Annotated in this window: 20 protein-coding genes; 7 read left to right on the top strand and 13 right to left on the bottom strand. The window is 60.6% G+C overall.

Annotated features, from left to right (window positions below; all coding sequences use genetic code 11):
* Positions 1–4: 4 nt before the first annotated feature.
* The 9 genes from kdsB to ALQ04_RS20665 all read right to left on the bottom strand — a co-directional run bounded on the left by kdsB (position 5) and on the right by ALQ04_RS20665 (position 8,130).
* On the bottom strand, positions 5–769 hold the full coding sequence (gene kdsB, locus ALQ04_RS20625) for a 3-deoxy-manno-octulosonate cytidylyltransferase (RefSeq protein ID WP_122317590.1): 765 nt from the start codon (positions 767–769) through the stop codon (positions 5–7).
* On the bottom strand, positions 766–951 hold the full coding sequence (locus tag ALQ04_RS20630) for a Trm112 family protein (RefSeq protein WP_122317591.1): 186 nt from the start codon (positions 949–951) through the stop codon (positions 766–768). Before ALQ04_RS20630 ends, kdsB begins: the two co-directional genes overlap by 4 nt.
* Before the next feature lie 17 nt (positions 952–968).
* Complete coding sequence (gene lpxK, locus ALQ04_RS20635; protein ID WP_122317592.1) at positions 969–1,964, bottom strand: tetraacyldisaccharide 4'-kinase; 996 nt, start codon at positions 1,962–1,964, stop codon at positions 969–971.
* Positions 1,964–2,395, bottom strand: coding sequence for a biopolymer transporter ExbD (locus ALQ04_RS20640; protein ID WP_122317593.1), 432 nt, complete (start codon positions 2,393–2,395; stop codon positions 1,964–1,966). Before ALQ04_RS20640 ends, lpxK begins: the two co-directional genes overlap by 1 nt.
* Positions 2,392–3,066 carry a MotA/TolQ/ExbB proton channel family protein gene (locus ALQ04_RS20645; RefSeq protein ID WP_122317594.1) on the bottom strand — a complete coding sequence of 225 codons (675 nt, stop codon included), beginning with the start codon at positions 3,064–3,066 and terminating at the stop codon, positions 2,392–2,394. The genes ALQ04_RS20640 and ALQ04_RS20645 overlap by 4 nt, the downstream gene beginning before the upstream one ends.
* An 82-nt stretch (positions 3,067–3,148) precedes the next feature.
* A complete protein-coding gene (locus ALQ04_RS20650; protein WP_122317595.1) occupies positions 3,149–5,365 on the bottom strand; it encodes a DNA internalization-related competence protein ComEC/Rec2 in 2,217 nt (738 codons plus the stop codon).
* A gap of 241 nt (positions 5,366–5,606) precedes the next feature.
* Positions 5,607–6,395, bottom strand: coding sequence for an ABC transporter permease (locus ALQ04_RS20655; RefSeq protein ID WP_122317596.1), 789 nt, complete (start codon positions 6,393–6,395; stop codon positions 5,607–5,609).
* On the bottom strand, positions 6,392–7,324 hold the full coding sequence (locus ALQ04_RS20660; RefSeq protein ID WP_122317597.1) for an ABC transporter ATP-binding protein: 933 nt from the start codon (positions 7,322–7,324) through the stop codon (positions 6,392–6,394). The genes ALQ04_RS20655 and ALQ04_RS20660 overlap by 4 nt, the downstream gene beginning before the upstream one ends.
* A gap of 182 nt (positions 7,325–7,506) precedes the next feature.
* The gene (locus ALQ04_RS20665) at positions 7,507–8,130 is read right to left on the bottom strand and encodes a glutathione S-transferase family protein (protein ID WP_122317598.1); all 624 of its coding nucleotides are present in this window, start codon (positions 8,128–8,130) and stop codon (positions 7,507–7,509) included.
* 161 nt (positions 8,131–8,291) lie between these two features.
* Here ALQ04_RS20665 and ALQ04_RS20670 point away from each other — a divergent pair, with 161 nt between their 5' ends.
* Positions 8,292–10,739: an acyl-CoA dehydrogenase gene (locus ALQ04_RS20670; RefSeq protein WP_122317599.1), complete on the top strand. Its 2,448-nt coding sequence runs from the start codon at positions 8,292–8,294 to the stop codon at positions 10,737–10,739.
* Between the two features lie 76 nt (positions 10,740–10,815).
* Positions 10,816–11,226 carry a PA2817 family protein gene (locus ALQ04_RS20675; protein ID WP_122317600.1) on the top strand — a complete coding sequence of 137 codons (411 nt, stop codon included), beginning with the start codon at positions 10,816–10,818 and terminating at the stop codon, positions 11,224–11,226.
* Between the two features lie 65 nt (positions 11,227–11,291).
* Here ALQ04_RS20675 and ALQ04_RS20680 read toward each other — a convergent pair whose 3' ends face one another.
* From ALQ04_RS20680 to recQ, 3 genes are all read right to left on the bottom strand, one after another.
* Complete coding sequence (locus tag ALQ04_RS20680) at positions 11,292–13,469, bottom strand: FimV/HubP family polar landmark protein (RefSeq protein ID WP_122317601.1); 2,178 nt, start codon at positions 13,467–13,469, stop codon at positions 11,292–11,294.
* Positions 13,470–13,553: 84 nt separating this feature from the next.
* On the bottom strand, positions 13,554–13,988 hold the full coding sequence (locus tag ALQ04_RS20685) for a MarR family transcriptional regulator (RefSeq protein WP_122317602.1): 435 nt from the start codon (positions 13,986–13,988) through the stop codon (positions 13,554–13,556).
* A 92-nt stretch (positions 13,989–14,080) separates the two neighbouring features.
* Entirely contained in the window at positions 14,081–16,210 is a 2,130-nt protein-coding gene (gene recQ / locus ALQ04_RS20690; RefSeq protein ID WP_122317603.1) for a DNA helicase RecQ, read from the bottom strand.
* Positions 16,211–16,387: 177 nt separating this feature from the next.
* Here recQ and ALQ04_RS20695 point away from each other — a divergent pair, with 177 nt between their 5' ends.
* Both ALQ04_RS20695 and ALQ04_RS20700 read left to right on the top strand, forming a co-directional pair.
* Complete coding sequence (locus ALQ04_RS20695; RefSeq protein WP_122317604.1) at positions 16,388–16,975, top strand: YecA family protein; 588 nt, start codon at positions 16,388–16,390, stop codon at positions 16,973–16,975.
* A 10-nt stretch (positions 16,976–16,985) separates the two neighbouring features.
* Positions 16,986–17,387, top strand: a complete 402-nt coding sequence (locus ALQ04_RS20700; protein WP_122317605.1) for a YbaN family protein — start codon at positions 16,986–16,988, stop codon at positions 17,385–17,387.
* A gap of 3 nt (positions 17,388–17,390) precedes the next feature.
* Here ALQ04_RS20700 and ALQ04_RS27505 read toward each other — a convergent pair whose 3' ends face one another.
* The gene (locus ALQ04_RS27505; RefSeq protein WP_122317606.1) at positions 17,391–20,024 is read right to left on the bottom strand and encodes a retention module-containing protein; all 2,634 of its coding nucleotides are present in this window, start codon (positions 20,022–20,024) and stop codon (positions 17,391–17,393) included.
* A gap of 418 nt (positions 20,025–20,442) precedes the next feature.
* Here ALQ04_RS27505 and ALQ04_RS20710 point away from each other — a divergent pair, with 418 nt between their 5' ends.
* The 3 genes from ALQ04_RS20710 to ALQ04_RS20720 all read left to right on the top strand — a co-directional run bounded on the left by ALQ04_RS20710 (position 20,443) and on the right by ALQ04_RS20720 (position 25,529).
* Positions 20,443–21,798: a TolC family outer membrane protein gene (locus ALQ04_RS20710; protein ID WP_122317607.1), complete on the top strand. Its 1,356-nt coding sequence runs from the start codon at positions 20,443–20,445 to the stop codon at positions 21,796–21,798.
* 231 nt (positions 21,799–22,029) lie between these two features.
* Positions 22,030–24,177 (top strand): type I secretion system permease/ATPase, encoded by a 2,148-nt coding sequence (locus ALQ04_RS20715; protein ID WP_122317608.1) that lies wholly within the window; start codon positions 22,030–22,032, stop codon positions 24,175–24,177.
* Between the two features lie 11 nt (positions 24,178–24,188).
* On the top strand, positions 24,189–25,529 hold the full coding sequence (locus ALQ04_RS20720) for an HlyD family type I secretion periplasmic adaptor subunit (protein WP_122317609.1): 1,341 nt from the start codon (positions 24,189–24,191) through the stop codon (positions 25,527–25,529).
* The last annotated feature ends 103 nt before the right edge of the window (positions 25,530–25,632 follow it).

Raw genomic sequence — 25,632 nt, forward strand, 5'->3', positions numbered from 1 at the left:
GACATCAAACCTCCAGCAAGCGTCTGACACGCTCAAGGTCTTCAGGCGTATCGACACCGGCAGGCGGCGTTTCCAGAGCGTCGGCTACGTGAATACGTACGCCGTTCCACAGCGCCCGCAGCTGTTCGAGGCTTTCGGTATCTTCCAGCCAGCAGGGGCCCCAACTGACGAAGTCATGCAGGAAACCGGCGCGATAGGCGTAGATCCCGATATGCCGACGATAAGGAACACCTGCAGGCAACTCGTCCCGGCTTCTGGCCAGCGCATCCCGCGCCCACGGCAAGGGTGCGCGACTGAAGGTCAGGGCCAGGCCGTTTACATCGCTCACGACCTTGACCACATTCGGATTGAACAGCGCAGCCACGTCATCGATCGGCTCGGCCAGCGTCGAAATGCCCGCCTCAGGGTGCGCAGCGAGATTGGCCGCCACCTGATCGATGATCGCAGGCGGGATCATCGGCTCGTCACCCTGGACATTGACCACAATGGCGTCCGCCGCCAGCCCCAACTGCTCGGCCACTTCGGCCAGCCGGTCGGTGCCCGAGTTGTGATCGTCACGGGTCATCAGGACCTGCGCGCCAAATGCCTGGCAGGCCTCGACAATCCGTGCGTCATCGGTAGCGATCACGACCTGTCCGGCACTGCTTTTACAGGCCTGCTCCCAGACATGCTGGATCATCGGCTTGCCGGCAATGGTTTTCAGCGGCTTGCCGGGAAAACGGCTGGAACCGAAACGCGCCGGAATGACAACAGTGAAAGCAGTTGTCATTTATCCAGACGCTCCTCGGCAGACAGGGTGCGCGCTTCACTTTCCAGCATCACCGGAATGCCATCACGAATCGGGTAGGCCAGGCCTGCGCCCTTGCTGATCAGCTCGGTCTTGTCGGCGCTGAGCTTCAACGGCCCCTTGCTGATCGGGCAAGCGAGGATATCGAGTAGTTTGGTGTCCATAGGGAATCCTGAGGCAATCATGGAAAAAGACGGGTCAGCCGCTCATCGAACCAGGTGACGAAGGCCGCGCCGGGCAGCGCATCCACCGCCAGATACCACCAGTCATCCGCAGCGAAGGAGCGGCACTTCACGGCATCCTTCTCGGTCATGACCAACGGCAGCGAGGGCGTGAAAGTGAGCGCCTCGGCGCTGTATCGCGCATGGTCGGCAAAAGCGTGCTCTACAGGCCGCCAGTGTAGTCCTTCGAGGGTCTTGAAGAAACGTTGCGGGTTGCCGATACCGGCCACCGCATGCAGCGCCTGGCCCGCCGGGAAGTAATCCACCGGCTGGCGCTCGCCGCTGCGCAGATTGACCAGCGCCGAAGGCTTGAGCACAAAGCCATAGCCGTCGTCGCGATCTTCAATAGAGCCGTTATAGAGCAGCGCATCGACACTGTTCAATCGCTCGACCGGCTCACGCAACGGCCCGGCAGGCAGGCAGCGCCGATTGCCCAGGCCGCGTGCGGCATCGATCAGCACCAGTTCGATATCACGCGCCAGACGATAATGTTGCAGACCGTCGTCCGACAGAATGAGGTCCAGAGGTTCGGCAGCCAGCAAGGCGCGCACGGCACGACTGCGGTCAGGGTCGATCATCAGCGGTACGCCGCAACGCTGTACGATCTGCAAAGGCTCGTCGCCCGCTTCGTCGGCAGTCTGATCCGGCATGACCCGCCACGGCAGGCTTGGCGGCTTCGCACCATAGCCGCGACTGACGACACCGACGCGCAGGCCACGGCTGCGGCAGTGTTCGATCATCCACAGGATCAGCGGCGTCTTGCCGGTGCCGCCCACGGTAATGTTGCCGACCACCACCACCGGCACGGGCGCGCGGTAGATATCGCCCTCGCCCTCCAGGAAACGCTGGCGCTTGCCGTTCACTACACGCCGGTAAAGGCTCTCAAGGGGACGCAACAGCGCCAGCGCCGGATGGCCGTTGTACCAGGCGGCGAGTAAACGATCGGTAAGTGCCATCAGTTAGCCTGGTTGGCCTCGACTGTGGTCATGCGCAGGTGGCTGAAACCCAGCTTGCCTGCCGCGTCCATGGCGGTGATGACGGATTGGTGAGGGGTCTTGCCATCGGCGCTGATCGACAGCGGCAGGCTGGTATCGCCCGCCGACTCGCGTTGCAGTGCTTCGATCAGGGTCGCCAGATCGTTTTTCGGCAGCAACTGGTTGTTCAGGGAAAACAGGCCGTCGGCATTGATGGCGATATCCAGATGCTTGAGGCTGGCCTCGTTGTCCGGCGTGCCGGTCACCGCCTGCGGCAGGTCCACGCGCAACTGGGTTTCACGGGTGAATGTCGTGGTGACAATGAAAAACAGCAGCAGGATGAACACCACGTCGATCAACGATACGAGGTTGATATCGATGTTCTCTCGTGGCTTGCGACGGCGAAATTTCACTTCTTCTTGCCCCCGGTCCTGGCCAGGGATTTCAGATCGACCGGCGCATCGACCAGATCCACATCACGGTCGCCCTGCACCACTTCCACCAGACGAATCGCCTGTTGCTCCATGCCGACCACCAGCTCATCGACACGGCTTTGCAAAAAACGATGGAAGAAAATCGCTGGAATCGCGACGATCAGGCCCGACGCGGTACAGATCAGCGCCTTGGAAATACCGCCCGCCAGAACCCCGGCATTGGCCGTGGCCCCCGTGCTGTTGAACGATGCGAAGATATCGATCATGCCCAGCACCGTACCCAGCAGACCCAGCAAGGGCGCCATGGCAGCGATGGAGCCGAGGGCACTGAGGTAGCGCTCCAGATCATGGATGACCCGTGCGGCGGCTTCTTCAATGCACTCTTTCATGATCTCGCGACCATGCTTGGAGTTGGCCAGCCCCGCAGCGAGGATTTCACCCAATGGCGAATCGGCACGCAGCAGCTTGAGCTTTTCGTTGTCCAGTTTCTTTTCCTGGATCCACTGCCAGACCTGACCCAGCAGGTGCGGCGGGGTAATCCGGCTGGCACGCAACGTCCAGAGACGCTCGATGATGATGCCGGCAGCGGCAATGGAACTCAAAATGATCGGCAACATCATCCAGCCGCCAGATTTGACCAGTTCCCACACAGTGACCACTCCCTGAAAAATTGGCGCCACTCTAACATAGGCTCGCCGACTGTCCGAAGCCCGAGATCAACATCCGTCCATTTCAGTCACGCCAGAAGCGTCGCTCACCGCGCTCGGCCTGCGGCTGGCCGAAGGTTCCCAGTTGCAGTCCGATGGCTCCGAGCTCGGCGCTGTCATGACTGGCAATACCCTGCCAGCGATAACGCGCCATGACCAGCGGATGAGGATGACCGAACGCATTGTTGCGACCACGTGAAATCAGCACGCCCACCGGCGCCACCGCGCGCAGGAACAGCCTGGAAGAGGATGTGCGGCTGCCATGATGCGGCGCCTGCAACCAATGGGCGCGCACATCGAAATCGCTGTTCAGCACCGCATGTTCGGCCTCGACGTCGATATCTCCGGTCAGCAGCAATCGCTCGCCGCTGGCTTCGACACTCAGCATGCAGGACGACTGGTTGCCCTCTGCGGCCTGCTCCCAGCGCCAGGTCGCAAAGCGCACACCATCCCATTCCCATGTTTCATCATTACTGCATAGCCGGACATTCAAGGCTGGATCGAGCCTGGCCAGCTCACCGCCCAATACCCTGGAAACCGGCAGTGCCCGATGGATCGCCAGCGCGCCACCGGCATGGTCGGCATCGGCGTGACTGAGCAGCATCAGGTCCAGCCTGCGTACACCGGCCTTGCGTATCGCCGGCAGCACCACGCGCTGACCGATATCGAACTCACCGAAGCGCGGCCCGGCGTCATACAGCAGCGCGTGCTGACGGGTGCGCAAGAGAATCGCCAGCCCCTGCCCGACATCCAGTTGCAGCACCTCGACCTGGCCATGAGGCACCGATTTGAGTGGTGGAAAAATACACAGCAATAACAACGGCCAGCCCAGCAGGCGCATGGGCATGCCCTGAGGCAGCAATAACAGCAGAGCCCCCAGCAGGCTCAGCGCCCAGGCCCAGACAGGCACTTTGCTTGGCAGCCAGGCAGGCAGAACTCCGGCCACCATGCCGAGAAAAACGAATAATCCGTTCAGCGCAGCACCGGCCAGCCATAACAGCCCTTCGCCGATAATCGGGATCGGCAGCAGCAGCGTGCCCAGCAAGGCAGGCGGCAAGACAATCAGACTGACCCAAGGCACAGCCAACAGATTGGCGAGTGGGCCACTGATACTCACCGGCAGGTTCAGGGCCAGCAGGATCGGCAGAAGACCAATGGCAATCAACCACTGTGCACGGGTCCAGCTCTGCCAGCGGCTCCAGGCGCCGAGCCGTCCACCAAAGATCAGGAGCAGAATCGCCACCGCCGCAAACGACAGCCAGAAGCCGGGTTGCAGGCTGACCAGAGGCTCGAAGATCAGCACCACATTGAGCGACAGCAACAGCGGCCAGAGCAGCCCCAGGTAACGAAAGCGCAAACGCCAGAGCAGAACCATGCCGACCATGACACAGGCACGTCGCACCGGCACCTCGAACCCGGCCAGCAGTCCATAGCCCAGCGCCGCGCAGAAGGCCAGGCCGCAAGCCCAGGGCAGCCAGGGCCAGCTCTGCGGCCACAACCCCCAGCGAGCCAGCCCGGCGACCAGCAGGTAAACCACCCCCGCCAACAGACCGATATGCTGGCCGGAAATCACCAGCAAATGCACGGTGCCGGTATCCTGCAACACTTGCCAGTCGGCACTCGACAGCCCCGAACCATCGCCCAGCACCAGCGCCGCCAGCCCGCCTTCCCGGCCTTGCGCATCAACGGCCAGCAAGCGCTGGCGAATCCCGTCACGCCATGCGGCGCGGGCAGGCGCCAGCAATTGTCCATCCACTACCGTGCCGGTCGCGCCGATGCGCTGGGCCAGCAACCAGGCCTGGTAATCAAAGGCATCGGGATTGACCAGACCGGCAGGCCGCTTGAGTTTGACCGCCAGTCTCCAGCGTTCGCCACTGTGCACTTGCGGGCCGCCATACCAGGCCATGCGAATGCGCTGCGGCAACTGCGCACGCCGCGACCGGGCATCTTCCAGCTCGAAACGCACCACGCCTTCGGCTGAACCCGGCAAACCGACCACCTTGCCTTGCAGCCATAATGTCTGGCCATCGAGCCGTGGCAATAGCCGGTCATCCAGCGCCGATTGCGCCGAAATGCACGCCCAGGTGAGACCGAACAGAAACAGGGCCAGTGGATAGGTGCGAAACGGCAACAGCATCAAGCCGAGCACCGGCATCAGCAGCAATAGCCAGACTGGCGGCAATGCTGGCAGAAAACGCAGGGCCAACAGACCCAGAGCAAGCGCGATCATCCCTGTGCGCATGAACATCCCTCAAAGCGGTGAGCCTTTAAGGATTAGCGCAAGGAATGGAATCTGGAGGAATGGAGTGTTACGGGTGTTGTTCTGTGACAACAGATTTCAACGCCCCGATGGGAGCCAATTCATTCGCGAAGACGGCATACAGAACGATAAACAGGTATCGGATGTACCGGCCTCTCGCGAATGGATTGGCGCCTACAGATGGCCTTACCGTTGCGGGCAGAGGTAAGGCCAGCAGGTAACGTTACTGACGCATGCCGCGTCCGCTGACCAGCAAACGGGCGCAGCCGATGTAAAGCACTACGGTTGCCACGATCATGAAGGCCATGGCAATGCTGATGCGGATATCGGAAACCCCGAGGATGCCGTAGCGGAAAGCGTTGACCATGTGCAGGACCGGGTTGGCCAGCGATACGGTCTGCCAGAACGGTGGCAGCAGGCTGATGGAGTAGAACACCCCGCCCAGATAGGTCAAAGGCGTCAGCACGAAGGTCGGGATAATCGAGATATCGTCGAAGTTACGCGCAAAGACCGCGTTGATGAAGCCCAGCAGCGAGAAGATGGTTGCGGTCAGGACAACCACGATAATCGTCACGCCAAGGTGATGCACTTGCAGGTCGGTGAAGAACATCGACAGCAGGGTCACGATCAGGCCGACCATCAGGCCGCGCAATACGCCACCCAGGGTATAACCCACCAGAATGGTATGCGGCGAAACCGGAGAAACCATCAGTTCTTCGATGGAGTGCTGGAACTTGGCACCGAAGAAGCTCGATACCACGTTGCCATACGAGTTGGTGATCACCGACATCATGATCAGGCCCGGCACGATGTACTGCATGTAGGTGAAACCACCCATATCGCCGATCTGTCGGCCGATCAGGTTACCGAAGATCACGAAGTACAGCACCATGGTGATCGCTGGCGGCAGCAGGGTCTGGGGCCAGATCCGCATGAAGCGTCGTACTTCACGATAAACGATGGTGTTCAGGGCAACCATGTTGGGACGAAATTCACCGCTCTGGCCGGTCATAGAGCCACCTTCGCCAGATTTTTTTCCACCAGGGACACAAACAGCTCCTCAAGTCGGTTGGATTTGTTACGCAGGCTCAGCACTTCGATGTTCTGCAGGGCCAGTTGACTGAACAGAGCGGTGATGCCAACGCTCTTGTCGACCTGGACTTCCAGAGTATGGCTATCCAGCAGCTTGCAGGGGTAACCGAGCAGTTGCGGCGCGCTCTGGTAGGCATTCTTCAGGTCCAGCACGAACGTCTCGACGGTCAGGGTGTTGAGCAACTGCTTCATGCCCATGTTCTGGACAATCACCCCATGGTCGATGATGCCGATGTTGCGGCACAGCTGTTCAGCCTCTTCCAGATAGTGGGTGGTGAGGATGATGGTGATGCCTTTCTGGTTCAGCTCGGTGAGAAAGGTCCACATCGAACGGCGCAGTTCGATATCCACGCCCGCAGTCGGTTCATCGAGAATCAGCAGGCGCGGTTCATGGATCAGTGCGCGGGCAATCATCAGGCGGCGCTTCATGCCACCGGACAGCGAGCGCGAGGGCACGTCACGCTTGTCCCACAGCCCCAACTGGGTCAGGTACTGCTCGGCGCGCTCCTTGGCGATCTTCATCGGAATACCGTAGTAACCGGCCTGGGTCACGACGATATCGAAGGTCTTTTCAAACTGGTTGAAGTTGAACTCCTGAGGCACCACGCCGATGCAGCGCTTGAGTGCTGCCGGCTCGCGATCCAGGTCGTGACCGAAGATATTCACGGTACCGCCGGTCTTGTTGACCAGAGTCGAGATGATGCCGATGGTTGTGGATTTGCCGGCGCCGTTGGGGCCGAGCAAGGCGAAGAAATCACCTTCGGCGACATCCAGATCGATACCACTCAGGGCCTGGAAACCGTTGCCGTAGGTTTTGGTTAGCTGCCGGATGGACAGAGCGGAACTCATAGCGGAAAACACACCAATCAAAGAAGAAAGAAAATAGATCAATTCTGAAATAGCTGCTTACAAGTCAACACAGCCAGCGCCATGGTGCTTGGCTGCGTCAAACAAGTACAGGTACATCTATTGATAGTCAGTATTAACAGCAGGCCAGATAGCCACGAAGCAACCGGCCTGCCGCACGGGACTCAGGTCAGCGGCGTCATGACCGCCTTCCGGTAGGCCGGGCGCGTCTTCAGACGCTCATACCAGGCTTTGAGATGAGGCAACTCGGGACGTTCAATCGGCATTTCAAACCAGCCATAGGCAAAGCAGCCCAGCGGAATGTCACCCATGCCGAATACCTCGCCAGACAGATAGGGCTGCCGAGACAGCGCTTCGTCAGCCAGCCGCAACAAGCCGTGCAGAGTCTGGATACCCTCGTTGATCTTGCCCCAGTCCTGCTTTTCGGCTGGCGTGCGCACCACGCCCCAGAACACCAGGCTGAAGGGGGCCGCGATGGTCGACGTGGTCCAGTCCATCCATTTGTCACCCTGGGCACGGGCTTGCGGGTCGGCTGGGTACAACGGCGTATCGGGGGCATGCAGCGCGGCGAGGTAACGCACGATGGCGTTGGATTCCCAGAGCACGAAATCGCCGTCTTCGATCATGGGGATCCGACCGTTGGGGTTCTTGCCCCGGTAGTCGGCACCATCGACCAGCCCGAATGCGCCGCCGGCATCCTGAGTTTCGTATGGCACGCCGACTTCTTCGGCAATCCACAGTGCCTTGCGCACATTACTGGAATTCTTGCGGCCCCAGATCTTGAGCATTGCATTCTCCCTGGCAGTTGTTGCGAAAAAATATTTGCACATCAGTCTACCCTGAGAACACCGCAACTTCCTTGGCCATGAAAGGTCACTAACGATGTCGCCGTCTCTCTGCCGGGCGAACCGGCCTTGTCAGAGGCCAATGTCATCACGGAGGAATACTTATGCTGTTGTTGTGGATCGTTGTTCTGGTGCTCGGCATTGCCTGGCTGGCCCATCGACGCACCGAACCGCTGCCTGCGCTGGGCATCGTGGCTGTCTACCTGCTGGCGATGGGCATTTTCAGCCACGCACCGGGCTGGCTGCTGACAATTTTCTGGGTGCTCTGGCTGGCAATCCTCCTGCCATTGGCCCTGCCGGATCTACGCCGCAAATTCTTCACGGCACCGATGTTCGCCTGGTTCCAGAAAGTGTTGCCACCGATGTCCGATACCGAGCGCGATGCCATCGACGCCGGGACCGTCTGGTGGGACGGCGAACTGTTCAGCGGTCGCCCGGACTGGGACAAGCTGCTGGCCTATCCGAAAGCGCGCCTGACCGAAGAAGAACAGGCCTTTATCGACGGACCGACCGAAGAACTGTGCGCCATGGTCAGCGACTGGGAAATCGGTCAGGCCATGGATCTGCCGCCCGAAGCCTGGGCGCATATCAAGGAACACGGTTTCTTCGCCCTGATCATCCCCAAGGAGTTCGGCGGCAAGGGTTTCTCCGCCTATGCCCACTCGCAGGTGGCGATGAAGCTGGCGACCCGCAGCGGCGACCTGGCGTCCACGGTCATGGTTCCCAACTCGCTTGGCCCGGCTGAACTGCTGCTGCATTACGGCACCGACGAACAACGCAATCACTACCTGCCGCGCCTGGCTCGCGGCGACGACATTCCCTGCTTCGCCCTCACCGGCCCGCTGGCAGGCTCCGATGCTGGCGCGATGCCCGACACCGGCATCATCTGCAAGGGCCAGTGGCAAGGCGAGGAAGTCATCGGCCTGCGTCTGAACTGGGAAAAACGCTACATCACGCTCGGTCCGGTAGCGACCTTGCTGGGCCTGGCCTTCAAAGCCCATGACCCGGACCATCTGCTGGGCGACGAAGAAGACCTGGGCATCAGCCTGGCATTGATTCCTACCGATACGCCCGGCGTGGAAATCGGTCGTCGTCACCTGCCGCTGGGCGCCGCCTTCATGAACGGCCCCAACTCCGGCAAGGATGTGTTCATTCCCCTGAGCTACCTGATCGGCGGCCAGGAAATGCTCGGCAAAGGCTGGATGATGCTGATGAACTGCCTGTCGGTAGGCCGTTCGATCTCCCTGCCTGCGGTTGGCACCGGTGCGGCCAAGTACACCAGTCTGGTAACCGGCCAGTACGCGCAGGTGCGTGAACAGTTCAATGTTCCGCTGTCGGCCTTCGAGGGGATTCAGGAAGCCCTGGCGCGTATCGGCGGCAATGCCTGGCTGATGGACAGTGCCCGGATCCTGACCGCCAACGCCGTGGACCTGGGGGAAAAGCCTTCGGTACTGTCGGCGATCCTCAAATATCACCTGACCGAACGCGGCCGTGAATGCATTGGTCACGCCATGGATGTGCATGGCGGCAAGGGCATCATCATGGGCCCGAACAACTACCTAGGGCGCAACTGGCAGGGCGCGCCGATCTTCATCACGGTCGAGGGCGCCAACATTCTTTCGCGCAACCTGATGATCTTCGGTCAGGGCGCGATTCGCTGCCATCCGTTCGTCCTCAAGGAAATGGCCCTGGCCGGACGCGAAGACAAGGATCAGGCACTGGCCGAGTTCGATAGCCTGCTGCTCAAGCACATTGGTTTTGCGGTGAGCAACGCGGCCAGCACGCTGATCCTCAACCTCGGCTTCGGCCATTTCGAGCGTGCTCCGGGCGACGGTCTGAGCCAGGGTTACTTCCGCGCCTTGAATCGTCAGGCGGCCGCCTTCGCGCTGCTGGCCGACTTGAGCATGATGCTGCTGGGCGGCGAACTGAAACGCCGCGAACGCCTGTCGGCCCGTCTCGGCGATGTGCTGAGCCACATGTACCTGGGTTCGGCGGCACTCAAGCGCTATCACGACCTCAATTCGCCCGATCATCTGCGTCCGCTGCTGCGCTGGGCCATGGAGGAAAGCCTGGGGCAATCCGAGCGTGCACTGGACGAGTTGCTGAGCAACTTCCCGAACCGCCTGCTGGGTGGCCTGTTGCGTGTGGTGGTGTTCCCGTTCGGGCGTCGCCACAAAGGTCCGTCGGACAAACTGGACGCCGATGTCGCGCAGGTACTGGGCCGGGCCAAGGGCGATGCAACTCTGGAAGAGCTGCTGGCTGGCTGCTATCGCCCGCAGGCGGAAAACGATCCGGTCGCGGCCCTGCAACAGGCCTGCGATTTGCTGAGCGCCGCCCATCCGCTGCACAGAAAGCTGCAACAGGCGCTCAAGAGCGGACAGGTTCAGGCTGCTGCAGGCGAACATCTCATCGATGCAGCGCTGCGCCAGGGAATCCTGATGCCATCGGAAGCACAAACCCTGAAAACCGCAGAAGCAGCGCGGCGCAAGGTGATTGATGTGGATGATTTCGACAAGGAGCAACTGACGCTGACGCCGGGCAAGACTCGATAAGCGTCAGCTCATTTACCACAACGGGCGCACAGAGCCTTATACTCTCGCGCCCGTTTTTGTTTTTGAGGATCACACCATGGCCGACGCCACTCTCGACCACCATCTCAGCCTGCTGACCCATCTGCGCAGCATTCTGGTCGCACTGGGCGAGGCCGATCAGGTTCCCGAGCAAAGCCATGCGCTGTTCATGGAACGCTTCGACGAACTGGTCACGCTACTGCCGCAAGATCCCATCGAAAGTCAGTATCTGGGCCAGGACATCATTTGCCAGGTGATCCAGCGCTATCCGCAGATCGCCCATCTGGTACCTCGCGACCTGCTCTGGTTCTTTGCCGGTGATTGCCTGCACTTCATGCCGGACGACGAAATCGACATGTATCAGGCCCTCGAAGAGCGCCGTTACGAAGCCGAGCAGAATGACGAGCCGTTCGACTGGCATCAGGAAAAGCAATTGCTGGCCATGTCCGAGCAAAGCAGCAAGCATTGATCTGACACGCTGGGCTAGCCCTTCCCAATCTGTACAAGCGAATTCATTAGCAAATGAATTCGCTATTACAAACCGTCCAGCAGCTCACGCGCCATCAACTGGTGCTGCTCGTCGGACTCCTCGATGACCTGCAGCAGGATTTCCCTCGCTGCTTCTATCTCGCCTTCATCGATCAGCACTTGAGCCTCATTGATACGGCTCAGAGGCGCTTCGTCCAGATCCAGCAGATCGAACTCCGAATCGTCGTCCATGAAGCTGTCGAGAAAATCGTCGCTCAGGGAATCGCTATCGGCTGGCTGAATGACTTCGACCGGCTCGATGACTTCAGGCTCGGAGAAATCACTGAGGAACTGATCGTCGGACAGCTCGAACACTTCAGGCAACTGGGTGAGATTCGACGAAAAGGCCGGATCGACTTCCGGGGCAACCGGTGCCTCTGGCTCAACCGCCTTGCTGCGATTCGGGGGATTGTCGAAGGGGTCGACCAGATCCCAGTTGGCATCCATCGACAGATCGTCCAGGTTCAACTGGAACTCATCGATCTGTTCCGGATTCAGCGCTGCAGCGGCGGTTTCATCGAGCTGCGCGTCAGGCTCCGGCGCTGCGGGTTTCGCTTCGCTCTTCTCAAGGATCACCGGTGCCGCTACAGCCGGCACAACGGCAGCAGGTGCCAGATCGGCAACCTTCATCTGTGGATAGCGTGCACGAACTTCCTGAATCTTCGCGGCATCGACACCGTACTCCAGCGCTGCCTGTTCTTCCTTGGCGAACCCTGGGGCATCGCCCTGCTCGGCCAGCAATTCAAGCATGCGGATGCGGATATCTTCACGCTCGGGTTGTTTCTCCAGAGCGTCACGCAGAATTCCCAGCGCTTCGCTGAAACGGCCATAGGCGATATAGATGCTTACGCCATCGAGCGCATCGGGGGCCGAGCCGGCCAGCCGTGGCGTAACCGGAGCCTTGACCGGCACCGGCGCAGGCGCAACGACCACCGGTTGCGGCTCGGCAATGGCAGGCACTTCAAAGACCGGAAGGATGGTCGACTGTGCCGGTTTGATCAGCGGCTCTTCCGGAGTAACGATAGGTTCCAGATTGTTCCTGAGCTGCTGACGGCGCCTTGCATAGGCAAACGCCAGTAACAGCAGGACGATCAGTGCCGCGCCCAGCAAGACTGGCCAACTGAGCAACGAATCGTTCTGAACCGGAGCGGCAGGTTGCGCTGCGACCGGTGCGGGTGCCGGAGCCACTGCGGGCGTGGCAGCAGACTGGACCTGCGCCAGCTCGGTTCGCAGAGCGATGATCTGCTTGTCCTTGCCCGCTATCTGTTCTTGCAGTTCCTGGGTCGTGACCTTGAGGTCTTCCACCGTTCGGGCCAACTGCTGGCTCTCGATGGCAGCGGCAGCCAGTTGATCGGCCGTCTGCTGGGCCTCAGCCGCCTGAGTGGAGTTCGGCGCAGTGTTTGCAGCCGGGGCCGAAGCGGCACTTGGCACTACCGCTGCATCAGGCAGCAACAAGACCTGACCGACTTTCAGGGACGAATTCGCGCCATTGGCAAAGGCCTGCGGGTTGAGCGCCCGGATACCCTCGGCCAGCTGGCTGGCAGACACCTTGCCTTGCGGCCCTTGCAGGCTGCGGGCCAGTGCATTCAAGGTATCGCCTTCGCTCACTGTATAACGCTTGCCTTCCTGGGCCGCCGGAGGGGCGACCGGCATGCGCGTTTGCGCTGCAGGCTGGGCGGCACGCTCCTGTTTGCGGTTGCGGATCGCGGCCTGGCCTTCGGGCGTGGTGGCCGGATCAAGCAGCAAGGTGTAGGCATGCAACAGGTCGCCGTTGGGGCGAGCCAGTTGCACCATGAAACTCAAGTAGGGCTCAGTGACCGGCTTGCTCGACACTACGTGGATCACACCGCGATTGCCCTGGATAACCGGGGTAAAACGCAGGTCATTGAGAAAGAACGCACGCTCGATACCGGCCTTGGCAAAAACCTCGGGCGAAGCCAGCTTGGCGATGACATCCTCGGCACCCAGACCACCGGTTTCCAGCAGTTCGATCTCGGCGTCCAGCGGCTGGTTCAAGGCCGAATGCAGGGTAATCCCGCCCAGCCCCAAGGCCGAGGCCAGTGTCGAATAAAACAGCGACGACAGGACCAGAGAGGCTGCCATCACGCTCTTGTGAACACGGCTTCCAACCTTGCCCCGCGTGCCACTGGCACTCTCGAAAGCGGCCTGAGAACTCTTCAGCATGCGAACCCTTATGGAAATCTTGGTGTAATCAGTAATGGACTTCACTGTCCGTCAGCAGTATGAGCGAGAACCCGGGGCCTCGCCTCAGGATCTTTCCAGATTGGCCAGAATCTGTGAATGCACGCGCATGCATACGCGCAGCTCTTCTTCGTCCAGCCCTTCAAACAGCTCGATGCGCAGTGCATTGGCGATGGTTTCGATCTTCTGGATCAGCGGACGGGCCGCCTCGCTGAGAACGATTTTCTTCGCACGCCGGTCTTCGACAACTGCATGGCGCTGAACCAGTTGCTGAGCTTCCAGGCTGTCGAGCAGACGCGCCAGGGTCGGGCCTTCCACGCCAATGCTCTGTGCCAGTTCTCGCTGGGTCGGCGGCTCTTCGTAACGGGCCAGATGCAGCAGCACCAGCCAGCGAGCCTGGGACAGCCCCAGGTCGGCCAGGCGCCGGTCCAGCTCGGCTCGCCAGCCCCGGGTGATGTGCGCAAGTTGCATCCCGAAGCGATGTTCATCAGTCAATGGCATAGAAAACTCATGATTGAAACTAATTATTAGCGAGCTAAGCATGCCCGCCGAATTCAGGCAAGCATGGCACCGTAACGTTTCGTAGCCCGGTATTACATCTCGAATTCCGATTGCAACGCGGCCCGTACGCAATACAGAACCCCTTCCGGCACTCGGCCAGTAAACTGCCCGGCGATTTCCGCAACCGGCGGCAGTTCGCCCTCGCCATCGAGGAACGCATCCTGCACTTCACCTAGCAGGTCTTCAGGCAAGTCCAGAGCCTGCTCCAGGGACAACTGCTGCTTGCCGATCGCTTCGGCGAGCATGGTGTAGACGTTCTTTTCCGAGCATTGCAATTGCCCGGCGATCTGCGCAGGCGTCATGCCGGCACGAGCCAGGCTGATCAGTTCGTGACGCACATCGGCGACCACCCGCGGTGCCTCAGCCGCCCCGCCCAATACTTCAAGAAACGCTTCGCCGTAACGCTCCAGCTTGCGTGCCCCCACGCCGCTGACCTTGGCCATCTGCGCCATCGTCTCTGGCTTGCTGCGCAGCATTTCCAGCAGGGTCGAATCGGGGAAGATCACATAAGGCGGAACCGCGTGCTCTTCGGCCAGCTTGCGGCGCAAGGCACGCAGGGCTTCCCACTGCTCGCGCTCTTCGCCACGCACCAACTGGCTGGCCGGGCTGCCGGAACTGCTCTTGGAAGTGGTCTGCGGTTTCAGGTCGCGACGCAACTCCAGGGTGACTTCGCCGCGCAGCAGCGGGCGACAGCTGTCGCTCAGGCGCAGGCCGCCGTAGCCTTCCAGGTCGATATCCGCCAGACCGCGCGCCACCAGTTGCCGGAACAATGAACGCCATTCACCTTCGGAGCGGGCCTTGCCGACGCCGAATACCGAAAGATGCTGATGGCCGAAACTCTCGACCTTGTCGTTGGACTTGCCCAGCAGAACGTCCACCAGATGCCCCACGCCATAGCGCTGCCCGGTGCGGAAGATCGCCGACAAGGCCTGACGCGCAGGCTCGGTGGCATCCCAGGTCTGCACGCCGTCGACACAGTTGTCGCAGTGGCCGCACGGGTTGGGCATGTCTTCGTCGAAATAGGCCAGCAGGGTCTGGCGACGGCAACGGGTTTCCTCACACAACGCCAGCATGGCGTCGAGCTTGTGATGCTCAAGACGCTTGTGGCGCTCGTCGCCTTCGGAGTTCTGCAGCATCTGCTTGAGCATCAGCACGTCTTGCAGACCGTAGGCCATCCAGGCATCGGCGGGCAGACCGTCGCGGCCGGCACGCCCGGTTTCCTGGTAGTACGCCTCAAGCGACTTGGGCAGATCCATGTGCGCGACAAAGCGTACGTTGGGCTTGTCGATGCCCATGCCGAAAGCAATGGTGGCAACCATGATCAGCCCTTCCTCATTAAGGAAGCGCTTCTGGTTATGGGCACGGGTTTCGGCGGGCAGGCCGGCATGGTACGGCAGCGCCGGATAACCGTTGTCGCTGAGGAAAACCGCCACTTCGTCGACTTTCTTGCGCGACAGGCAGTAAACGATACCGGCATCGCTGCGTCGCTCGGAGAGAAACGCCAGCAACTGCTTGCGTGGCTGCTCCTTGGGCACGATGCGGTAGAAAATGTTCGGCCGGTCAAAGCTCGACAGAAAACGCTCGGCGTTCTGCAAATGCAGCCGGGTAACGATCTCTTCCCGGGTCCGCTTGTCGGCGGTGGCGGTCAGGGCGATGCGCGGCACATCCGGGAACATTTCGGCCAGTTGCCCCAGTTGCAGGTATTCCGGCCGGAAATCGTGCCCCCACTGCGAAACGCAGTGCGCCTCGTCGATGGCGAACAGGGCAATCTGCAGATTCTGCAAAAAGGCCAGCATGCGCGGCTGCACCAGGCGCTCCGGCGCAAGGTAGAGCATCTTGACCTCGCCCAGACGAATCCGGTTGGCCAGGTCGCGCTGCTGCTCGGCACTCAGGGTCGAGTTCAGCGAAGCGGCTGAAACGCCCAGCTCGTCCAGGGTCGCTACCTGATCTTCCATCAGTGCGATCAGCGGAGAAACCACCACGCACAAGCCATCGCGCAACAGGCCCGGGACCTGGAAGCACAAGGATTTACCGCCACCGGTGGGCATCAGCACCAATGCATCGCCACCGCTGGCTACGCGCTCAATAATGGCACCCTGGCGACCACGAAAACTGTCGTAGCCGAAGATGTCTTTAAGTACGCGTTGTGCCTGTTCAAGCATAAAAACCCCGGATTGTCCTGCTGCACTGCAAAGCCCGGCAGTATACCCGAGCGATCAAAGGCAAAGGATGACCGGGACATGAGTGGTCAAAATTAACTGTGATCGACCTCTGCGCTGGCGCCACGAGCGCTCAGGGCCTAGAATTCAGCATTGTTTTCTTTCCAAGGTAGTCCGTCCATGTCCTTCGCTGAGCAACTAACCCGCCTGCAAGTCTTCCTCGATGCAGATGAACTGCACGAAGAAGCGCTGGACTACGTGGCCGCTCATGGCTTTCTGACTGCCATTTCCATCTGTTCCGAGCAGGTTCCGGAGCGTGAATGGATCGATGCGCTGTTCTCCGAGCCGCCACATTACGCCAGCGAAGAACAGCGCGCCGAGATCGAAACCACCCTGAGCCTGTTGCAGGCGCACATCGCCCGCCAACTGGCCTCCGACGAAGAATTCGAGCTGCCGTGCGATCTGGATCTGGGCGACGAGCCGGACGATTCCGACCTGCGCGGCTGGTGCATCGGCTTCATGGAAGGCGTGTTCCTGCGTGAAAACGCCTGGTTCGAGAGCGCCGAGGAAGAAGTCAGCGAAATGCTCTTGCCGATCATGGTCGGTTCGGGCCTGTTCGATGAGCAGCCGGAATTCTCCGACATCGCTTCGGATGCCAATCTGATGGACGACATGATCGTACAGATCCCTGAAGCCCTCACCGCCCTGTACCTGCTGTGCCAGGCACCGGACGAAAAACCGGCGATCCTCAAGCCTCGTCACCACTGAGTCGGCGCCTATGGCGCAAGACCTGCCACGCACCAGCCGTCACCGGTTGGTGCGCTATCTACTGGTGGCTGTCGGCTGGACAAGCGTAGCGCTGGGCGTGATCGGGATTTTCCTGCCGGTATTGCCCACCACGCCATTTCTGCTGCTGGCCGCTGCCTGCTTCGCGCGCAGCTCTCCCCGTTTCTACCGCTGGCTGGTCAATCACAAGCAACTCGGCCCGTGGATTCGCGACTATCTGGCTGGCAACGGCATTCCCCTCAAGGGCAAGGTCTACGCCATTGCCCTGATGTGGGCCAGCATCGGTCTGTCCTGCTACCTGGTGCCGCTGCCCTGGGCACGCGGTTTCATGCTGGCCAGTGCAGTGCTGGTGACGATTTACATTCTGCGCCAGAAAACCCTGCACAAGCCTTGAGCTTCAGACCGTATCGACCTTCAGGGAATGATCGCCCAGCATGCCGTTGATGATCGATGCGCTGTCTGCACCACTGGCGACCCAGCCGCCCGCCCCTGCTGTTACGCCGTAATGCCCGGCCAGATCGATGCCCTGCAGATCGATGATCTGGCTTGGCGCAGTGCCGCTGGCGCCCACTTCAATACTCGATACCAGATTCACGCCACTGCCCGACACCTTGAAATGCAGCAAATCGTCCAGCGATTCGCCCCGCACACCTGCGCCCTGCAACAGCTGCGACAGGTCGAGCGTATCGGCGCCAAAGGTGAAATCGACGACGCGGTCATGGCCGCTGTCATTGGCCAGCCACATGAAGGTGTCATTACCGGCACCGCCGATCAGCGTGTCATTGCCCGCGCCACCAATCAGCAAATCGTTGCCGTCGCCGCCATACAGGCAGTCATTGCCGCCAGCGGCCAGCAACACATCATCATCGTCGGTGCCGATCAGCGAATGGCCTTGCTGATAACTGATACTGACCGCCGCTGAATCGCTGCTGCCATGGCCATCGGTGGCGGTGTAACTCCCCTGATAAACCGGGGTGTTATCCACGGCGCTGTAGTCGATGGACAGGCCTATCTGATAATCGAGCCCTACATTACAGACGCCCGGATCGGGCTGATGGATGAGGATCAGGCGATAGACATTGTCTTCAGTGGCGGTGATGGTGTTGTTGGCGCCCAGCGGCTGAAATTCACCGTTGTCCATTTTCCAGGCCAGCCCCACCTGATCGGACAGATAGCGGGTGTCGACAGTCAGGGTTTCACCGGCCTTGAGCTCGATATTGAAAAGGTCCTGATGGTTGTAGGTGTCGACCTGCCAGGCGCCCAGATAGCCATTGAGCAGCACCATCGCGGTCACCGCACTGTTGCTGTAGAAATCGCTGCGCGACAGATCCCTGACCTGATTCTCGACCCTGTCGCGAGTACCGCCGAATTCGATGGTGCGCGGCATACAGGCACTGAAATCCGCGCCGGGCGCACTCCAGTCGGTATGAAAAACCGTTGGCGTGGCGCTCAGCGGGCTGCCATCGGGCGAACGGTCATTGGCCAGCAATACGGCGCCGGGCACTTCGATGCAGGGAGCCAGGATATTGGTGATGATGTGGTCGGCCACCGCCTCAGGCGGTTGCGGCAGCGGAACATGAATCAGCAGATCCGCACCGGCCAGATCGCCATCGTTATCGCTGAGCACAAAACCGATGTGTTCGGTCATTGAAGTGGCACTGCTGCCCGGCGTATAGCTGAAGGCGCCACTGCTCATATCGACCAGCAAGGTTGCGCCGCTGCTGCTGGCCAGCGTGAGTTGCTGGGTCAGCGGATCGAAACAGACCAGCGTGGAGCCGCCGCAACCACTGTCATCCACGACCCGGATTCCACTGGCGTCATGGATATAGGTCACGCCTTCCAGGGTGATGGATTTGACGAAGCCGCCATCCGCACCGAACGTACCGCCCGCCAGCAGGCTGCCACTGGCCACCCGCGGCTGCGCAACGTCGCAGGGCGACGGCGGGCAGGTCTCGGGAGGCATCACCCATTCGATATCGGCAGCCAGAGGCACATCGTCGATGATGGTAATGTCCAGACTGGCCGAGCCCGAGTCACCATCCCGGTCAGTGGCGATCACATCGATCTGCTCCCCGAGACTATTATTCCCCTCGCCGTCGGGATGTTGCTGCGGGTTGAGCAAGGTGTAGCTGTAGCTGACCTCGCCGCTTGAAGGGTCATAGCCGGTAATGCTCAAGCTGTTACCCAGCGCGGTGAGTGCCGACAGCGGAAAGCCCAGTACCACACCGGCGACCACCACCTCGATACCGCCGACCGTCAGGGTTTGCAGGCCGTCAGGCGCGCTGACCGTGAACGTGCCGGACTGGGTCAACTTGCCCGGATCGGGTTGCGAACCACCACACAGATTGGCTTCATTGAGCGTCACTCCGCTGCACGACACGCTGACGCAATGATCCACGGGCGGCTCAACTGGAGGTTCGATCGGAGGTTCCACCGGGGGCTCGACCGGAGGATCGATGGGCGGCTCGACAACCGGAGGGTCAATGACTGGTGGATCGGTAACAGGCGGCTGCACCACCGGCGGTATCACCGCGATGGGTGGATCGCTGGTAACGCCGCGCCAGAACTCGGCCTGGCCTTCCGGAAACAACGGGTTCATGGTCAGCCCCTGAGTCGGAAAGCCCGTTACCGGCGTCACTTGCGCACCGGTTTCACTCAGAATCACCGCGCTATGGCCGCCGCCATCAGCGCTGGGCGGTGTTTCATCAGGCTGCAGCGGCTCATTATCCAGCCCTGTGACCTGCTCGACCTCCGCCAGCATGCCCAGGGTCGGGGTCAGCGGATCAAGTGTTTCGACATGCGCGGCCTGGCCGCTCAGGATCGACTCATCCAGCATCAGTCGGCTGTCGCGGCCCAGGGTCAACTCTCCCCCGCCATCGAGCCGGACCGACACTGCGCCTGTTGCACCGGTCTGTAGCCGCTCGCCGGCAAACACCCGGTCACCTTCCATCAGCACCCGCTGAGTACCGCTGCTCGACACTGCTACAACATCGCCTGCCGCTTGTCGTACCGTACCGATCACCCTGGCCATATTCATTCCCTTTTTCGTAATGATCGAACCCCAGAACTCCGGGTTTCGTCCTGAACCGGCTCACCCGCGCAACACCTGAGGTGGCGACAATCTTTTTCGCGACAAAATATCGTCGCCTTATCAACAGGCTGTTTTTGCTGTCATTTATGGGGACTCACATCCCGACATAATTCCGACCAAATCCAACAATTCCTGAAAATAGCCTCTCAACCAGCTGAATTTTCAGGACGACAAAAAACAACCATCGTCTGAATTCCAAAAAGCGCATAAGTTTTTTTCGGCATAAGCCATATGAAAAAAACGTCTGAGCTGTCCCGAAAGTTGTTCTTAGCTGTGTTGTTACAAGCCTGACACGGCTGACAGCACGAAAATGTCATTTTCTTGACCAAAGAACATTTTTATCCAGGGAGAGGTACTCATGCGCGATTTGACACCGCTTTACGGCGCGGTTGTGCTTGCGGTGGCCTGTGCACAAGCGCAAGCCATTACATTGACCGAAGCGATCCAGAACACCCTCGATCATCACCCGGAAATCCAGGCCAGCAAGAACGAAAGGCTGTCAGCCGGTGAAGAACTGAACGTCGCCAAAGGCGGCTACCTGCCGACAGTCGATCTGGTTGCTGCCTATGGTCGACAGAAGACCGACAGCCCCAGCACCCGCGCCCTTTACGGTCATAATTCGCAGATCCTGAATTACACCCAGTCCGAACTGCGCCTGCGCCAGTTGCTGTTCGACGGTTTCAATACCCCTAACGAAGTGGGTCGCACCAAAGCGGTGGTCAACTCCCGCGCCTACTATGTGCAAGGCACGTCCCAGAGCCTGGCCCTGCGCGCCATCGAGGTGTACCTGGAAGTGCTCAAGCGCCGCGAATTGCTGACCCTGGCCCGTAACAACCTGCAGGCGCATCTGCGCATCAATGACCAGATCACCCTGCGCAGCGAACGTGGCGTGGGCAGCACTGCGGATCGCGACCAGTCGCTGGCGCGCCGAGCACTGGCGCAGAACAACTTCTATACCGCGCAAGTGGAACTGGCCGATGCCGAAGCCAGCTTTGCCAGCGCCGTGGGGCGTTTGCCGGACGAACTGGAAACGCCGCCATCGATCAGGGGCGAGGTGCCGTTGAGCCTGTCCGATGCCCAGCAGAGCATGCTGCTCAACAACCCTTATCTGAAATCGGCGCAGGCCGATGTGCAGGCCGCCGAGAAGCAATATGAAATTTCCAAGGCGCCGTTCTACCCGAGTTTCGATGCCGAACTGGCGGTAGGCGCCAACGACAATCTGCAAGGCGAGGAAGGCCACGACAAGGAATGGCGCGCCGCCGTGGTGATGAATTACAACCTGTTCAATGGCTATCGGGACAAGTCACGCCTGAACTCCAACGCCTACAAGACCGGCCAGGCGCTGGATATCCGCAACAACGCCCTGCGCATGCTTAACGAAAACATGTCGCTGGCCTGGAACGCGATGCACAACGCCCGCCAGCAGACGCCAATTGCCCGCGACTACGTGACCTCGACCACCCGGGTACGCGCCGCCTATCAGGACCAGTTTGGCCTTGGCCAACGCACCCTGCTCGACCTGCTGGACAGCGAAAACGAGCTGTACAACGCCAGCCGTCGCTACACCGAAATACGTTACACCGAAGAGCTGGCCATGTACCGGGTGCTGGCCAGTGAAGGCGAGTTGTTGCGCAAACAGCGCGTAGTGCTGCCCGCCGAAGCGGTCGCGCTCAACGAAGTAGACAACCAGGCCCGTCTGCCCTCTCTGAAGTAGATACCGTCTTGCCCCGTCGCGGGCAAGCCCCCTCCCACAAGGAATTGTGCACACCTGTGGGAGGGAGCTTGCTCGCGACAGCTTCATCACAGGCAACAAAATACACAGCGGAGCGAATTTATTCGCGAGACGACCGAACCTGCGGCGCAGCCATGTCGCCTGCAATGGCCCATTCGCCAATGAATTGGCTCCTACAACGTGCAACCACTCAGGAACCTGCCCGTGAATCGAATGGAACTGTCTGCTGCACTCGACCCTGTGGCGGATGACGACGACCCGCTGCTCGACGGCCTGCTGATCCTGTGCAACCTGCACGGCTGCAACACCAGCCGCGCCAGCCTGAGCGCCGGCTTGCCGCTGGACCGCCAGCGCCTGAGCAGTGCACTGCTGCCACGTGCCGCCGCCAATGCCGGATTGCAGGCACGCTGGCTGCGCCGCGAACTGAACGCCATCGACAGCCTGAACCTGCCGGTTCTGCTGCTGCTCGATAAACACAGCTGTGCGGTGCTGAGCCGTTGGGGTAGCGACGGGCGGGCGTTGATTCTGCCCTGTGAAAACGCAGGCGGCGAGCAATGGGTCAGCCGTGAAGAGCTGACCCGCCGCTATAGCGGCCAGGCCCTGTTTGCCCGTCCTGTACATGAACTGGAGCAAGTGCGCGCGCCTTTGCTACCGCGGGTAAAAACCTGGTTTCGCGACACCCTGCAACTGTCTCGCGGGCTCTACAGCGATGCCCTGCTCGCCAGCCTGTTGATCAACCTGCTGGGCTTGATGGTGCCGCTGTTCGTCATGCAGACCTACGACCGCGTGGTACCCAATCAGGCCACCGCAACCTTGTGGGTGCTGGCGATCGGGTTGCTGATAGGCACCCTGTTCGAGCTGGGTTTGCGGCTGATCCGCGCCCGCTTGCTGGATCAGGCCGGTAGCAAGACCGACCTGCTTCTCTCCGCAACCCTGTTTGAACGCATCGTCGGCATGCAACTGAAAAACCGTCCGGCGACAGTCGGTGGTTTTGCCCAGAGCATTCATGATTTTCAGGGGCTTCGGGAGTTTCTGACCGCCGTCACCCTGACCAGTCTGATTGACCTGCCGTTCGCCTTGCTGATGCTCGGCGTGATCGGTCTGCTGGGCGGCTGGCTGGTGCTGATTCCGCTGCTGGCCTTTCCGCTGACCATTGCCTTCGCCTGGACCATCCAGACCCTGCTGCGCGACACCGTAGAAAAAAGCCTGAGCCTTGGCGCCGCCCGCCAGGCCTTGCTGGTGGAAACCCTCGGCGGCCTGGAAACCCTCAAGGCCTGCAACGCCGAAGGTGAGCGCCAGCACCAATGGGAAAGCACCCACGGCGCCCTCACCCGCCTCGACAACCACGCCCGGCAACTGGCCGCACTGGCCAGCAACAGCACCCTGTTCATCCAGCAGTTCTGCGGCATGGCGACCATCGTCGCCGGGGTCTACAGCATCATCGCCGGCAACCTCAGCGTCGGCGCGCTGGTGGCGACCTACATGCTGGGCAGCCGCGTCCTTGCACCGCTCGGACAGATCGCCGGGCTGATCACCCGCTATCAACAAGCGCAACTGACCATGAAAAGCACCGACACGCTGATGGCCCTGCCTCAGGAACGCGACACCAGCCAGCGACCGCTGGAGTGCCCGTCGCTCAAGGGCGCAGTGAATGTCAGCAATGTCAGCTTTGCCTACGACCCACGCCATACATCGGCGCTTGACGGCATCAGCTTCAACGTCCAGGCGGGCGAACGGATCGGCATCATTGGCCGTAGCGGCTCGGGCAAAAGCACCCTGGCACGGCTGTTGATGGGCTTTCACACACCCGATCAGGGCCAGTTATTGCTGGACAACCTCGACCTGCGACAACTGGAAATCAGCGCCCTGCGCCAACAGATGGGCTACGTCGCCCATGACTTGCCGCTGCTGGCCGGCAGCCTGCGCGACAACCTGACCCTCGGCGCCCGGCACATCAGCGACTCGCGGATGCTCGAAGTCGCGCGCCTGACCGGTGCCGATGAACTGGCCCTCAGGCATCCGCGAGGCTTTGATCGACCGGTGGGCGAGCGTGGCCAACTGTTGTCCGGCGGCCAGCGTCAGGCGGTGCTGCTGGCCCGGGCGTTACTACGCGATCCGCCCATCATGCTGCTGGACGAACCCACCAGCCACATGGACAACGCCAGCGAAGAACGCCTGCGCCAACACCTGCAGCAACTGATGCCCGGCAAGACCCTGCTGCTGGTCACTCATCGCCTGTCGATGCTGAGTCTGGTTGATCGTCTGCTGGTTCTGGACAACGGCAAGCTGGTAGCAGATGGCCCGAAAGCCGTCGTGATCGAAGCGCTGCGCAAGGGCCAGATCGGCCCGGCACCGATTTAAGGAGCACCACCATGTCAGTCACCTACGGACTGCAGCGCCGCCTGAAACCCGATACCGGGTTCATGAATGAACGTAACAGCGCCATGGCCCAGGACTCGCCACGGCCCATGCGCATCACCATCTGGGTCGCGGCAACGCTGATCCTGACCGGCTTGATCTGGGCCAGGTATGCCGTACTGCAGGAAGTCACCACCGGCGAAGGCAAGGCCATTCCGTCGAGCAAGGTCCAGGTGATCCAGAACCTGGAAGGCGGCATCGTCACCGAGATTTTCGTGCGCGAAGGCCAGGTGGTGAACAAGGGCGATACCCTGCTGCGCCTGGACGACACCCGTTTTCTGTCCAACAAGGGTGAAAGCGAAGTAGACCGCCTGACCCTCACCGCCCAGGTCGAACGCCTGGCCGCCGAAGCCGAAGGCCGGCCTCTGCGCTTGCCAGCAGAAGTGCTCGACAAGGCGCCACAGGTGGCTGTCGATGAGCGAGCCCTGCATGAATCCCGGCAACGGCGTCTGGACGGAGAACAACGCACCCTCAACGAACAGTTGCGGCAGAAAACCCAGGAACTGGCCGAGTTTCGCTCCAAGCTGGAACAGTTCCGCAGCAGCCTGGCGCTGGTGCAGCAAGAACTGGACATGTCCCTGCCGCTGGTGGGTTCAGGCGCCGTTTCCCCGGTGGAAATTCTGCGCCTGAAACGCAACGCCGTGGAAATGCGCGGCTCGATGAACGCCAACACTCTGGCCATTCCAAGAGCCGAAGCCGCCATCAACGAAATCAAAAGCCGCGTCCAGGAATCGGAACTGGCCTTTCGCAGCGAAGCCTCCCGCGAACTCAACGAAAAACGCACCGACCTGGCCAGGATCAGCGCCAACCGTATCGCCATCGACGACCGCATGAGCCGCACCACCGTAGTCTCGCCAGTGCGCGGCATCGTCAAGACCCTCAAGATCAACACCATCGGCGGCGTCGTCCAGCCCGGCAGCGACCTGCTGGAAATCGTGCCACTGGAAGACAACCTGCTGATCGAAGCCCGCGTCCGCCCACAGGACGTCGCTTTCCTGCATCCGGGGCAGAAAGCTATGGTCAAGTTCAGTGCGTATGACTACACGATTTATGGCGGGTTGCCGGCAAAGCTGGAGGTGATCGGGGCGGATACGGTGACGGATGACAAGGGGAATAGTTTTTATCTGATTCAGGTCAGGACCGACAGGAATCATCTGGGTGGGGATGAAAAGCCGATGATGATTATTCCCGGGATGGTGGCGACGGTGGATATTATTACCGGGGAGAAGAGCGTGATGGATTATTTGTTGGAGCCGGTTTTGAAGGCGCGGGGGGAGGCGTTGAGGGAGAGGTAGGGTCATTAATTTGCAAACAAATCGAGTCTGCCTGTTTTTAAACAGTGGGCAGATTCAACTCTTTTCAGTCTTCGATGCAGTAATCTGTAGTGGTCAACTTTTT

The organism is Pseudomonas cichorii (assembly GCF_003700275.1).
Classification (GTDB): domain Bacteria; phylum Pseudomonadota; class Gammaproteobacteria; order Pseudomonadales; family Pseudomonadaceae; genus Aquipseudomonas; species Aquipseudomonas cichorii_B.